Below are 235 nucleotides of genomic sequence, written 5' to 3'. Positions count from 1 at the left end.
CGACGCAGGTATGTATCGCCGCAGAAATCGGTATGGAACACAACCTGGGTCTGACCTGCGATCCGGTTGCCGGCCAGGTACAGGTTCCGTGCATTGAGCGTAACGCCATTGCATCGGTGAAAGCGGTGAACGCTGCTCGTATGGCGCTGCGCCGTACCAGCGAGCCTCGTGTATGCCTCGATAAAGTTATCGAGACTATGTACGAGACAGGTAAAGATATGAATGCCAAATACCG

Annotated in this window: 1 protein-coding gene; it reads left to right on the top strand. The window is 54.5% G+C overall.

Annotated features, from left to right (window positions below):
- Window positions 1-235: L-serine ammonia-lyase, iron-sulfur-dependent, subunit alpha (locus FDX22_RS23855; protein WP_186805450.1), on the top strand; the 235-nt coding region annotated here is incomplete at both ends.

It is taken from the genome of Citrobacter sp. TBCS-14, assembly GCF_005280805.1.
Taxonomy (GTDB): Bacteria; Pseudomonadota; Gammaproteobacteria; order Enterobacterales; family Enterobacteriaceae; genus Citrobacter; species Citrobacter gillenii.
Note: the sequence above shows the minus strand (reverse complement) of the source record. Positions and strands in the feature narration are given on the sequence as shown.